This window comes from Streptomyces sp. NPDC001709 (genome assembly GCF_053596375.1).
Genome location: NZ_JBSFGB010000015.1, coordinates 101,654 through 113,470, shown reverse-complemented (window position 1 = coordinate 113,470; position 11,817 = coordinate 101,654). Strand labels below are relative to the sequence as shown.

The 11,817-nt window shown below is 72.1% G+C and carries 12 protein-coding genes and 1 tRNA gene; 4 read left to right on the top strand and 9 right to left on the bottom strand.

Annotation, left to right across the window (positions count from 1 at the left end; translation table 11 throughout):
- Nucleotides 1–134: 134 nt before the first annotated feature.
- Nucleotides 135–665 (bottom strand): FHA domain-containing protein FhaB/FipA, encoded by a 531-nt coding sequence (locus tag ACWC0C_RS22665; protein WP_450865429.1) that lies wholly within the window; start codon nt 663–665, stop codon nt 135–137.
- Nucleotides 666–675: 10 nt separating this feature from the next.
- Nucleotides 676–1,560, bottom strand: a complete 885-nt coding sequence (locus tag ACWC0C_RS22660; RefSeq protein WP_450865427.1) for an FhaA domain-containing protein — start codon at nt 1,558–1,560, stop codon at nt 676–678.
- Between the two features lie 503 nt (nt 1,561–2,063).
- Here ACWC0C_RS22660 and ACWC0C_RS22655 point away from each other — a divergent pair.
- A tRNA-Leu gene (locus tag ACWC0C_RS22655) sits at nt 2,064–2,147 on the top strand.
- 207 nt (nt 2,148–2,354) lie between these two features.
- Here ACWC0C_RS22655 and ACWC0C_RS22650 read toward each other — a convergent pair.
- A complete protein-coding gene (locus ACWC0C_RS22650; RefSeq protein ID WP_450865425.1) occupies nt 2,355–3,143 on the bottom strand; it encodes an Fpg/Nei family DNA glycosylase in 789 nt (262 codons plus the stop codon).
- A 346-nt stretch (nt 3,144–3,489) separates the two neighbouring features.
- Here ACWC0C_RS22650 and ACWC0C_RS22645 point away from each other — a divergent pair, with 346 nt between their 5' ends.
- The 3 genes from ACWC0C_RS22645 (at nt 3,490) to ACWC0C_RS22635 (ending at nt 6,321) form a co-directional block, all read left to right on the top strand.
- The gene (locus ACWC0C_RS22645) at nt 3,490–4,926 is read left to right on the top strand and encodes a DUF2252 domain-containing protein (protein WP_450865423.1); all 1,437 of its coding nucleotides are present in this window, start codon (nt 3,490–3,492) and stop codon (nt 4,924–4,926) included.
- 187 nt (nt 4,927–5,113) lie between these two features.
- Complete coding sequence (locus ACWC0C_RS22640) at nt 5,114–5,929, top strand: hypothetical protein (RefSeq protein WP_450865422.1); 816 nt, start codon at nt 5,114–5,116, stop codon at nt 5,927–5,929.
- A 62-nt stretch (nt 5,930–5,991) separates the two neighbouring features.
- Complete coding sequence (locus tag ACWC0C_RS22635; protein ID WP_449195106.1) at nt 5,992–6,321, top strand: rhodanese-like domain-containing protein; 330 nt, start codon at nt 5,992–5,994, stop codon at nt 6,319–6,321.
- 362 nt (nt 6,322–6,683) lie between these two features.
- Here ACWC0C_RS22635 and ACWC0C_RS22630 read toward each other — a convergent pair whose 3' ends face one another.
- The 6 genes from ACWC0C_RS22630 to paaA all read right to left on the bottom strand — a co-directional run bounded on the left by ACWC0C_RS22630 (nt 6,684) and on the right by paaA (nt 11,608).
- Nucleotides 6,684–7,826: an acyl-CoA dehydrogenase family protein gene (locus ACWC0C_RS22630; protein WP_450865421.1), complete on the bottom strand. Its 1,143-nt coding sequence runs from the start codon at nt 7,824–7,826 to the stop codon at nt 6,684–6,686.
- A 129-nt stretch (nt 7,827–7,955) separates the two neighbouring features.
- Nucleotides 7,956–9,020, bottom strand: coding sequence for a 2Fe-2S iron-sulfur cluster-binding protein (locus tag ACWC0C_RS22625; protein WP_450865419.1), 1,065 nt, complete (start codon nt 9,018–9,020; stop codon nt 7,956–7,958).
- Nucleotides 9,020–9,547, bottom strand: a complete 528-nt coding sequence (paaD, locus tag ACWC0C_RS22620) for a 1,2-phenylacetyl-CoA epoxidase subunit PaaD (RefSeq protein ID WP_449194910.1) — start codon at nt 9,545–9,547, stop codon at nt 9,020–9,022. Before paaD ends, ACWC0C_RS22625 begins: the two co-directional genes overlap by 1 nt.
- Entirely contained in the window at nt 9,541–10,272 is a 732-nt protein-coding gene (gene paaC / locus ACWC0C_RS22615; protein ID WP_450865417.1) for a 1,2-phenylacetyl-CoA epoxidase subunit PaaC, read from the bottom strand. The genes paaD and paaC overlap by 7 nt, the downstream gene beginning before the upstream one ends.
- Nucleotides 10,269–10,556, bottom strand: coding sequence for a 1,2-phenylacetyl-CoA epoxidase subunit PaaB (paaB, locus tag ACWC0C_RS22610; RefSeq protein WP_014673816.1), 288 nt, complete (start codon nt 10,554–10,556; stop codon nt 10,269–10,271). Before paaB ends, paaC begins: the two co-directional genes overlap by 4 nt.
- A complete protein-coding gene (gene paaA, locus ACWC0C_RS22605; protein ID WP_450865415.1) occupies nt 10,553–11,608 on the bottom strand; it encodes a 1,2-phenylacetyl-CoA epoxidase subunit PaaA in 1,056 nt (351 codons plus the stop codon). Before paaA ends, paaB begins: the two co-directional genes overlap by 4 nt.
- Nucleotides 11,609–11,817: the final 209 nt, after the last annotated feature.

Below are 11,817 nucleotides of genomic sequence, written 5' to 3'. Positions count from 1 at the left end.
CTCGCCCGTCGGCTCCGGGTACAGCCGGTCGTGTCGAGCCACACTGCCCACCCTCCGGTCGGGAGCGCGCCGCAGACCGGGGTGCGGCCTGCCGCTGCGTGCTCGCTCCGCTCGCGCTCACTCATGATGTAGCACTACTTCCGCAGCTCGATGACGGTCTTGCCGATGCGGATCGGCGCGCCCAGCGGGATCGGCGTGGGAGTCGTCAGCCGGGACCGGTCCAGGTAGGTGCCGTTGGTGGAGCCGAGGTCCTCGACGATCCACTGACCGTCGCGGTCCGGGTAGATCCTGGCATGACGGCTGGAGGCGTAGTCGTCGTCCAGCACGATCGTGGAGTCGTGCGCCCGGCCCAGCGAGATCGTCTGGCCCTGCAGCGCGACCGTGGTACCGGTCAGTGTGCCCTCGGTCACCACGAGCTTGGTGGGGGCGTTGCGCCCGCGTCGGCCGCCGCCCTGCTGGCCCCGCTGCTGGTTTCGCTGCTGCGGGGGCGTGGCGGCCTGCTGCCGGGGCGCCTGCTGCTGGCGCCCGGCCTCCCTACGGGATCCGCGCTGGGTGACGCGCGTACCGAACAGGTCGCTCCGGATGACCTGCACGGCCACGATCACGAACAGCCACAGTACGGCCAGGAAACCCAGCCGCATGACCGTGAGGGTCAGCTCTGACATTGCCCCCGCTTCACCCTTCGGCTTGCCGGTAAATGATGGTGGTGCTGCCCACGACGATCCGCGAGCCGTCGCGGAGCGTAGCGCGGGTGGTGTGCTGCCCGTCCACCACGATGCCGTTGGTGGAACCGAGATCCTGGATCGTCGAGGGCGTTCCGGTCCGGATCTCGCAGTGCCGGCGGGAGACGCCGGGGTCGTCGATCCGCACGTCGGCATCGGTGCTGCGGCCCAGCACCAGCGTCGCGCGGGAGATCTGGTGGCGGGTGCCGTTGATCTCGATCCAGTAGCGGGTACGCCCGCCGCTCATCGGGGCGGCGGCGGGCCGCTGCGTGGCGGGCTGCGGGTAGCCGTAGCCGCCGGGGCGGGCGCCGGGCGGCGGCGAGGACGGCATCGGGGGCGCGCCGGCGGGCGTGGCGGGCGGGTAGCCGTAGCCGCCCTGTGCGCCTTGTGCGCCTTGTGCGCCCTGTGCGGGCCGGCCGGGGGCCGGGCCGGCGGGGGCCTGCGGTGCCGCCTGCTGGCTGCTGGAGGAGGCGAGGGTGCGCGAGCGCACCCGGTACAGACCGGTGTCGAGGTCGTCGGCCTTCTCCAGGTTGACCTTGATCGGGCCCATGAACGTGTAGCGCTGCTGCTTGGCGTAGTCGCGCACCATGCCGGCCAGCTCGTCGCCGAGCTGCCCGGAGTAGGGGCTGAGGCGCTCGTAGTCCGGCGCGCTCAGCTCCACGATGAAGTCGTTGGGTACGACGGTCCGGTCGCGGTTCCAGATGGTCGCGTTGTTGTCGCACTCACGCTGGAGCGCGCCGGCGATCTCCACGGGCTGGACCTCGGACTTGAAGACCTTGGCGAAGGTGCCGTTCACCAGACCTTCGAGACGCTGCTCGAACTTCTTCAGGACTCCCATGGGGCACCTCCTCCGTTCCTGCCGTTGCCTTGCCCTGCTGTCTGCGCTGCCTTGCCTGTACTGCTGGTTCCGCCGGTACTGCTTACTGATCGTATCTACGCGCCCGGCAATCAGCCGGTTCCCCCAGCGACTCCCCTTCGAACTCCCGGTGCGCACTCCCGCTGCCATGGATCGTAGAGGGGGGCGAAGACCAGTGTCCCGCACCTGGCTGTGGACCTGCCCCGCCTCCTGGGGAGATGCCCGGGACCGGTACGAGGTTGATACGTGAAGCGAGTCTCCTTGATACGTGAGGGACGGGTGTGACGGGTAGGAGAGATCGCTCGGCTGCGGGCGCTCGGCCGCGGCGGTTCGAACGCAGGGCGGGCGTGGGGCGGGCGTGGGGCGGGTCCGGGCCGGTTCCCGGCCGGGGGAAGGGATGTGAACCCACCCCGTACGACGTGCTAATGTTCTGGATGTCGGAAGGGGCCAGCCCGAAAGGGCAGGATCCGGAAGACACACCCAATGCGCGGGTGGCGGAATAGGCAGACGCGCTGGATTCAGGTTCCAGTGCCCGCAAGGGCGTGGGGGTTCAACTCCCCCCTCGCGCACAGAGACGAGACGGGTCTCTGCCGGTGACGGAAGTCACGGCAGGGGCCCGTTTCGCGTTGTACGGGCAGTTGTGAGGGATCGCACAGGTTGTGAACGGGCGCGGCGGGCCGCACCGGTGAGCTATCTCACGGACGGGGCCGGGCGGAAGCCGAGTTGGATCGGCTGAGCCGGGGTGTGGGTCTAGTGGGGTTGAGGTCCCGTGGGGCTCAGGTCCCGCCCGGCTGGCACCGTGGGCACCAGACCGTGCCGCGGCCTGCCATGCGGGAGCGGCGCAGATGGGTGCCGCAGCGGGGGCAGAGCGGGTCGGGGTCGTCGCGGTGCCCGGTGAGCCAAGAATCGCGCGGCGGGACGCAGCCGGCGGTGACCGCGGAACGCAGCGTGCGCCGCATGTGGGTGTACAGGTGCCGGCGTTCGGTCTCCGTCAGATCACCGGCACGGGCGCCCGGGTGCAGCCCGGCACGCCACAGGATCTCGTCGGCGAGCAGATTGCCGAGTCCGGCCACGACGGACTGGTCGGTCAGCGCCGTTTTGATGCGACCACGGCGTGAGGAGAGCGCGGTCTCGAAATCCTCACGGTCCACGGCCAGCGCGTCGGGCCCCTGACGGTCCAGCAGCCGGGCAACGCCGGAGTCGTCGTCGGCCAGCCAGATGCCCCGGAGCTTGCGCTGGTCGCGGTAGCGGAGCTGCCGGTCGCCACTGAGGCCGAACAGCACGCGGTCATGGGCCTCTACGGCGTCGTCGGGACGGGCACAGAGCAGCCGGCCGGTCATCCCGAAGTGCAGCAGCAGGGTGGGACCGCCGGTGCGGGCGAGCAGCCACTTGCCGTGCCGCTCCGGCTCGGTGAACCGCCGGCCCTCCAGCGCGTCACGCAACCGCCGCTCGCTCACCCCGTGCAGAACGCCCGCGTCGCGCACGTCGACGCGGCGGATGGCCCGGCCCTTCGCGCAGGCCACGAGCACCTGGCGGAAACCTTCGACGTCCGGCAGCTCAGGCATGGCGAGGCGGGCGCGGGGTGCGCCACGGAGCGGCGTACGGACACCCCTCGGCCGGGGCGGCGCAAGCACCCCTTTGCACCGGTGTCATGTCCCTCTCCCATCAGTTGGCCGTCGTGGCCGTCGTGGCCGCCACCTCCTGCCGACAGGCTTCCCCCGTGCCGCCCACCCGTCCTCGCAACTCCGCCGGACGGCCTACGGAGAACGGGGCGGGTGGCCGGCATCGGCGTCGGACGCAGGGAGTTGTCCACAGGGGCCTGACGCGTTTTCGTCGGCGGATGTACGGTCTGCTCGAGTTGATGTTCGTGTAGATGCTCGTGCCGACGGGTGTTCGGGGGAGGCGGTCGCGGTGACCGGTGCCGGTGTGGAAGTCGTCGCGGCGGACGCGGGGGACCGTGAGGCAGGCCGGCTGCCAAGGGTGCGCGGGTTCGCCCAGTGGCCGCGGCAGCGCTCGCCCAAGGAGGAGGGCAAGGCGCTGCGGACGAGCGTGCCGCGCGGCTCGCACCGCACGCTCGACCTGGACGCCTCCCGCCCCGACGCGGTGAGCGCGGTCACCGAGTCCAACGCCGGCCGCATACCGGAGCTGACCCCCATCCGCGTCGGACGGATGGCGGCCACCCCCTTCGCCTTCCTGCGCGGCTCGGCCGGACTCATGGCGTACGACCTGGCCCGCACCCCCATGACCAGGATCGGCACCCAGATATGCGGGGACGCCCACGCGGCCAACTTCGGCCTGTACGGCGACCACCGCGGCGACCTCGTCATCGACCTCAACGACTTCGACGAGACCGTGCACGGCCCCTGGGAGTGGGATCTGAAGCGGCTCGCCGCCTCGCTGGTGCTCGCCGGCCGGGAGGCCGGCGCCGACGAGGACACCTGCCGCGCGGCCGCACAGGACGCGGTGGGCGCCTACCGCCGCACCATGCGGCTGCTGGCCAAGCTGCCGGTGCTCGACGCGTGGAACGCCATCGCGGACGAGGAACTGGTCTCGCACACCGACGCCCACGATCTGCTCGGCACTCTGCAGCGGGTCTCGGAGAAGGCCCGCGCCAACACCAGCGGCCGGTTCGCGGCCAAGTCGACCGAGGCGATGGCGGACGGCGGACGCCGGTTCGTGGACGCCTCGCCGGTCCTGCGCCGGATCCCGGACACCGAGGCCACCGCGGTCGCCGCGTCCCTGGAGGAGTACCTGACGACGCTGTCCGAGGACCGGCACCCCCTGCTGGCCCGGCACGCGGTGCACGACGTGGCCTTCCGGGTGGTCGGCACCGGCAGCGTCGGCACCCGGTCCTACGTCGTGCTGCTCCTCGACCACCGTGAGCAGCCGCTGGTGCTCCAGGTGAAGGAGGCCCGGCCCTCCGCGCTCGTCCCGCACCTGGCCACCGCCGGCTTCACGACACCGACGGTGGATCACGAGGGCCGCCGGGTCGTCCTCGGCCAGAAGCGGATGCAGGTCGTCAGCGACATCCTGCTCGGCTGGACCACGGTCTGTGGCCGCCCCTTCCAGGTGCGCCAGTTCCGCAACCGCAAGGGCAGCGTCGACCCCGCCGCCCTCGCCGCCGACCAGATCGACGATTACGGCCGTATGACCGGCGCCCTCCTGGCCCGCGCCCACTCCCACAGCGCCGACCCCCGGCTGATCGCCGGCTACTGCGGCAAGAACGAGGAACTGGACGAGGCGATAGCCGCCTTCGCCGTCACGTACGCCGACCGCACGGAGGCGGATCACACGGAGCTGGTCGCGGCGATCCGCGCGGGGCGGATGGCGGCGGAGCTGGGGGTGTGACGGGGGCGGAGAGGCGAGACGAACCATGCGGTTCCGCCGTGTGGGCGCGACCAGCCACAACGGACCTGCAGACGGACCTGCAGACGGACCTACAGACGGACCTGCAGACGGACCTGCAGACGGACCCGCAGTCGGCAGCCGACCCGCAGCCCCATGGCGAGTTGCCGCATCGCCTACGCTGGTCGCCGTGACGACCCCGGAAGCCGATCAGCCCCCACCCGCCCCGCGTCCCGAGGAACGGCTGGAGCAGGCCGTACGGGCCGCCGAGCAGGCGTTGATCGAGTACGAGATCGCCGTGGAGACCTTCCGCGTCGAGGTCGAGAACTTCTCCCGGCTGCACGAGCAACGGCTCGGCCCGCTCTACGCCCGTATCGAGGAGCTGGACGCCGAGATCGCCGAGGCGAAGGCCGCCAGCACCGGTGACCCGGAGGACATCCGCCGCGCCGAGGAGGCCCGCGCCCGGATCCTGCCGATCCCCGGCGTGGAGGAGCTGCTGCACGGCTGGATGGACGGCCAAGGTCTGTTCCCCGAGGCCACCGCGATGCTGACCGACCAGGCCGTACGGCCCCCGGAGCGGGTGCGGCCCAGCGAGGAGGCCCGCAAGCTGTACCGCGAGCTGGCCCGCAAGGCCCACCCCGACCTCGCGCAGGAGGAAGGGGAGCGGCAGCGGCGTGAGGAGTTCATCACCCGGGTCAACGCCGCCTACGCCCGCGGCGACGTGACCCTGCTGAAGGAGCTGGCCGAGGAGTGGGCGGCCGGCCCGGTGCCGCCCGAGCGGCGTCCGAGCCCGGCCGAGGAGCTGTACGCCCGCCTCGAATGGCTGGCCCAGCGCAAGGAACTGCTCACCCTCGTCGCACGCGAACTGGAGGAGGGCGCGATCGCCGGCATGCTCCGGCTCGCCCCGGACGACCCCGACGGGCTGCTCGAGGAGATCGCCGGCAAGCTGCGCTCCGACATCGCCCAGCGCGAGGCCGAGCTGGCGGCCCTGAGGGAACAGGGCTGAGCTGCTGGGCCACCCCCGGCTTCCGTTCGGGTAGCGTCGGAGGCATGAGTTTCGGAGCTGGTGTGCCCACGGTCGAGGTCGGCGACCTCAAGAACGGCGACTTCCTGCTGGACGTCCGCGAGGACGACGAGTGGCAGGCGGGCCACGCCGAGGGAGCGCTGCACATCCCCATCAGCGAGTTCGTGGCCCGCTACGGCGAGCTCACCGAGGCCGCCCCGCAAGACGGCCGTGTCCACGTCATCTGCCGCTCCGGCGGCCGCTCGGCACAGGTCACCATGTACCTGGTCCAGCAGGGCATCGACGCGGTCAACGTCGACGGCGGCATGCAGCTCTGGCAGGCCGCAGGCCGCCCCGTGATCACGAACGACGGCAAGCCCGGTCACGTCCTCTAGCGCATCCCCCGCAGCGGGGCGGTCAGGACCCGCGCCCCCGCCCGCCCGGGCGGCTCGCCCCGCCCAGCGGACGGACGTCAGCTCACGGGCGGCCGCCCGCCCAGTGGCTGGCATCAGCCCAGTGATCGGCGCCAGCCAATGGCTGGCGCCGGCCCGGCAGCCGGAGCCAGCCTGATGGTTCGGGCGGGTTCAGCGGATGGGCATCAGCCTGCGGGACGGCGTCAGCCCCGGTGACCGGCGTGAACCCCAATGACCAGCGTCAGCCCACTGGCTGGCGTCAGTTCACCGATCGGCGCAGCCCTGGCCGGCGTCAGCTCACCGGTCGGCGCAGCCACCGGCCGCCCTCAGCCCACCGGCCGGCGTCAGCCCAATGGATGGGCGGCCAGCAGGTCGCCGAGCTTCTCCTCGTGCGCCGACGCCGGGCCGAGCGTCAGTTCCAGGTGTTTGGCCCAGGCGTGATAGCGGTGCAGCGGATAGTCGGTGTCGGCCCCGAACCCCCCGTGCAGATGCTGTGCCGTCTGCACCACCCGGCGCACGCCCTCGGCGGCCCAGATCTTCGCCACCGCCACATCCCCGGCGGCCGGCAGCGCCCCCGCCGCCCCCGAGGCGATCCGCCACGCGGCCTGCCAGAGCGTGGCCTCCATGGCGCGCAGATCGATGTACCGGTCCGCGGCCTGCACGGCCACCGCCTGGAACGTCGCGAGCGGATACCCGAACTGCTCCCGCTTGCCGGTGTACTCGGCCGTCATGCCCAGCACCCGCTCGCCCAGCCCGAGTGCCAGCGCACAGGTGCCGGTGGCGAGCAGCGCGTGCAGCCACTGCCAGGCGCCGTCGGCCTCGATGACGTCGCCCGCGTCGATCCGGACCGACGCAAGCCGCAGCTCGGCCAACCGCTCCCCGCTGGTGGACACCTGCTCGGCCAGGCCCACCCCGTCCAGCCCACGCGGCACCAGCGCGAGCACGGTCCGATCGGCGGCCCCACCCTCGACATGCGCCGGTACGACGACGAAGTCCGCGTCATACGCCCACGGCACCGCCGTCTGCACCCCGTCCAGCACCCAGCCCGAACCGTCCCGCCGTGCGCCGACGGCCAGTTCGGCGGGATCGTGGCCGGTACGTCCGTGCGCCGCGACGGTCAGCACCAGTTCGCCCCGCCCGGCCCGGACCAGTACACGCTCCCCCAACTCCGGGTCACCGTAGGCCTGTACGGCCGCCGCAGCCGCGCTGTGCTCCAGCAACGGCACCCGGGCCAGCACCTTGGCGGATTCCCGCAGCACCAGGCACAGCGCGATCGCGTCCAGGCCGGAACCGCCGTGCGCCTCGTCGAGCAGCAGACTCAGCAGATCCGCCTCGGCCAGCCGGGACCACAGCTCCCGGTCGAAGCCCTCGGCCACGGCTCCGGTGGTGAGCGCCGGGCTGGGCACCGCGTCCGGCACCACCCCGGCAAACACCCCCCGCGCCGCCTCCGCCGCCGCCCGCTGCTCCTCGCTGAAGCTGAAGTCCACGGCCTGTCCCTCCGACGGGTCCGGTGATCTGACGGTCCGTCAAGATAGAACAGGTTCTAGAAGAAGGGAATGCTGTGGGGCCCGGAGTTCCGAAGCCCGGTATTCCGGAGCCCGGTGTTCCCGGGACTCTCAGCGGTCGAAGTCCAGTTCCACCTTTTCCGTCAGCGGATGCGACTGGCAGGCCAGCACATAGCCGGCTTCCGTCTCCTCCGACTCCAGGGCGAAGTTGCGGTCCATGCGGACCTCACCGGAGACCAGGAAGGCGCGGCACGTCCCGCAGACGCCGCCCTTGCAGGCGTAGGGCGCGTCGGGGCGGTTGCGCAGGACCGTCTCCAGCAGGGACTCGCCGTCCTGGACCGGCCATGTGCCGCCGCGTCCGTCGAGCCGGGCGGTGACCGTGCTGTGCGCCGGGGTCCGGCCGCCGGCGGCCGGGGACGAGCCCGCGTCCACGTGGAAGATCTCCTGGTGGATGCGGGACCGGTCCACGGCCAGCTCGCGCAGCGCCTCCTCGGCGCCCCGTACCAGCCCGTACGGCCCGCACAGGAACCAGCCCGCGACCTGGCCGACCGGCAGCAGCGCGGGCAGCAGCCCGGTGAGCCGCTCGCGGTCGAGCCGCCCGGACGGCAGGCCCGCCTGCTGCTCCTCGCGGGAGAGCACCGTCACCAGCTGAAGCCGCTCGGGATAGCGGTCCTTCAGGTCGGCGACCTCCTCCAGGAACATCGTCGAGGCGGCCGTGCGGTCGCTGCGTATCAGACAGAACCGGGCCGCCGGCTCGCGTGCCAGCAGCGTGGAGACGATGGACAGCACCGGGGTGATGCCGCTGCCGCCGACGACCGCCGCATACAGCCCCGGTGCCGGCTCCAGGGTGAAGCGGCCGGCCGGGGTCATCACCTCCAGCACGTCCCCGACGTTGATCTCCTTCAGCGCGTAGGCGGAGAAGGCCCCGCCCTCCACCAGCCGCACACCCACCCGCAGGGTGCCGGGGCCCGCGCCTGCCGGGTCGGGTGCGGGGGAGCAGATCGAGTACGTGCGCCGCACCTCGGTGCCGTCCACCTGCCGGCGCAGCGCGAGGTGCTGGCCGGGTGCGTGCCGGTACTCCTCGCGCAGTTCGGGCGGGACGGTGAAGGTCAGCGCGACGGAGTCGTCGGTGATCCGGTCGACCGCGGCCACCGGGAGCGGGTGGAAGCGCGCCATCACAACTCCTTGAAGTGGTCGAACGGTTCACGGCAGGCGAGGCAGCGGCGCAGGGCCTTGCACGCGGTGGAGGAGAACCTGCTCAGCAGCTCGGTGTCGGCGGAGCCGCAGTGCGGGCAGCGGATGGGCTCCGTTTCCGGCGCGTTCGTCCGCGTCTGGCCGAGCGTCACCGTCACCGGGCCGGAGGCACCGCGCACCCGCGGGGGAGCTATGCCGAACTCCCGGAGCTTGCGGCGCCCTTCCGGGCTGATGTCGTCGGTCGTCCAGGCGGGTGCGAGCACCGTGCGGACCGTGACCTCGCGCATGCCGTGGGCGCGCAGCACCCGTTCGATGTCCACGCTCATCGCCTCGATGGCGGGGCAGCCGGTGTAGGTGGGGGTCAGGTCGACCTCGACCGTGTCGCTGCCGTGCAGGTGCACCGCGCGCACCACGCCCAGTTCCTGGAGCGTGAGCACCGGCAGTTCGGGGTCGGGCACCGAGCCGGCCAGCTCCAGCAGCTCCGCCTCCAGTGCGGTGGCGGTCACCATGTCGCCCCCGGGTGGCTGCGGTGCAGATGCTGCATCTCGGCGAGCATCCGTCCGAACGGCTCGGTGTGCAGGCCCTGCCGGCCGACGCCGGCCGACCAGGCGCCGGTGCGCGGACCTTCGGGGAGGGGGAGGGTGGCACGGCCGAGGACGTCCTGGACGGACTCCTGCCAGCGTTCGTCCAGGCCGGTCCAGTCGGCGTCGAGGCCCTCGACCGGCTGGAACATCTCACCGGTGAACTTCCACAGGTCCTCGCAGGCGCGGCGCATCCGCTCGTGGCTGGTCTGCGTGCCGTCGCCGAGGCGGAGCGTCCACTGCTCGGCGTGGTCGCGGTGGTAGGCGACCTCCTTGACCGCCTTCGCGGCGAGTGGCGCCAACGGGCCGTCTCCGGCCGCCAGTTCGGCGTAGAGCAGCTGCTGGTAGGTGGAGAAGTACAGCTGGCGGGCGATGGTGTGGGCGAAGTCGCCGTTCGGCTGCTCGACCAGCTGGAGGTTGCGGAAGGCCCGCTCCTCGCGCAGGTAGGCCAGTTCGTCCTCGTCGCCGGCCATCGACAGCAGTACCCGGGCCTGGCCGAGCAGGTCGAGGGCGATGTTGGCGAGGGCGACCTCCTCCTCCAGGACGGGGGCGTGCCCGGCCCATTCCCCCAGCCGGTGGGAGAGCACCAGGGCGTCGTCGCCGAGGGCGAGCGCGGCGGTCACCGGGACGGTGGCGGGGCCGGTGGCGGTCACAGGTGCTTCACCCCTTCCGGGATCTCGTAGAAGGTCGGGTGCCGGTAGGGCTTGTCGGCGGCCGGTTCGAAGAACGGGTCCTTCTCGTCCGGCGAGGATGCGGTGATCGCGGCGGCCGGGACCACCCAGATGGAGACGCCCTCGCCGCGGCGGGTGTACAGGTCGCGGGCATTGCGCAGGGCCAGCTCCGCGTCCGGGGCGTGCAGGCTGCCGGCGTGGGTGTGGGAGAGGCCGCGCCGGGAGCGCACGAAGACCTCCCACAGGGGCCAGTCGGTGGTGCTCATGCTCGCTCCGCTCCTGTCTCGTGTGCCCTCTCGGGGCCTGTCCCATCGGTGCCGCCGGTGCCGCCGGTGCCGCCGGTGTGCTTGGCCGCGTAGGCGGCGGCCGCTTCCCGTACCCACGCACCCTCGTCGTGGGCCCGCCTGCGCTGGGTGATGCGCTGTTCGTTGCACGGGCCGTTGCCCTTGAGGACCTCCCAGAACTCCGTCCAGTCGATCGGGCCGAAGTCCCAGTGCTCACGCTCCTCGTTCCACCGCAGGTCCGGGTCGGGGAGGGTGAGGTCCAGGGACTCGGCCTGGGGGACGCAGATGTCGACGAAGCGCTGGCGCAACTCGTCGTTGGAGTGCCGCTTGATCTTCCACTCCATCGACTGCGCGGAGTGCTGGGACTCGTCGTCGGGCGGGCCGAACATCATCAGCGAGGGCCACCACCAGCGGTTCACCGCGTCCTGTGCCATCGCGTGCTGCTCCGGCGTGCCCTTGCTCAGGGCCAGCAGCAGTTCGTAGCCCTGGCGCTGGTGGAAGGACTCCTCCTTGCAGATCCGGACCATCGCGCGGGCGTAAGGGCCGTAGGAGCAGCGGCACAGCGGGACCTGGTTGGTGATCGCGGCGCCGTCCACCAGCCAGCCGATCGCGCCGACGTCGGCCCAGGTCAGCGTCGGGTAGTTGAAGATCGAGGAGTACTTCTGGCGGCCGCTGTGCAGCTTGTCGAGCAGCTCGTCACGGCCGGTGCCGAGGGTCTCGGCCGCGCTGTACAGATACAGGCCGTGGCCGGCCTCGTCCTGGACCTTGGCCATCAGGATCGCCTTGCGACGCAGGGAGGGGGCGCGGGTGATCCAGTTGGCCTCCGGCTGCATGCCGATGATCTCGGAGTGCGCGTGCTGGGCGATCTGGCGGACCAGAGTCGCGCGGTAGGCGTCGGGCATCCAGTCGCGGGGTTCGATGCGCTCGTCGGCGGCCACGGCCGCGTCGAAGGCGTGCTGATAGGCCGCCGTGTCGACGGTGTCCGGTGCGCCGTGCGCCTTGCGGGCGGCGCGCTGCGCGGCTGCTGTGGCCATGCGGTCCCCCTGACCTCGGGCTCTTGGGTGAAACTGTCCCGACCGATCGTTCGGTCCGTGCGCATCAATGGTGTGCCGGGCCGCCGGGGGTGTCAACCGCTGTGGAAAACTCCGGCGGCCCGCCTGTGGACAACGTGCGGGAGGGCGGATACGGCCGGGGCCGGCGCCGTACCACACGGCGATGACCACGGCCCTCGTATGCCCCCGGG

Bases quoted from the DNA above. Each gene is read 5' to 3' on its own strand.
- ACWC0C_RS22650 (WP_450865425.1), bottom strand. From the start codon at position 3,143: ATGCCTGAGCTGCCGGACGTCGAAGGTTTCCGCCAGGTGCTCGTGGCC.
- paaB (WP_014673816.1), bottom strand. From the start codon at position 10,556: ATGAGCACCACCGACTGGCCCCTGTGGGAGGTCTTCGTGCGCTCCCGG.
- paaD (WP_449194910.1), bottom strand. From the start codon at position 9,547: ATGGTGACCGCCACCGCACTGGAGGCGGAGCTGCTGGAGCTGGCCGGC.
- ACWC0C_RS22665 (WP_450865429.1), bottom strand. From the start codon at position 665: ATGTCAGAGCTGACCCTCACGGTCATGCGGCTGGGTTTCCTGGCCGTA.
- paaA (WP_450865415.1), bottom strand. From the start codon at position 11,608: ATGGCCACAGCAGCCGCGCAGCGCGCCGCCCGCAAGGCGCACGGCGCA.
- ACWC0C_RS22660 (WP_450865427.1), bottom strand. From the start codon at position 1,560: ATGGGAGTCCTGAAGAAGTTCGAGCAGCGTCTCGAAGGTCTGGTGAAC.
- ACWC0C_RS22625 (WP_450865419.1), bottom strand. From the start codon at position 9,020: ATGGCGCGCTTCCACCCGCTCCCGGTGGCCGCGGTCGACCGGATCACC.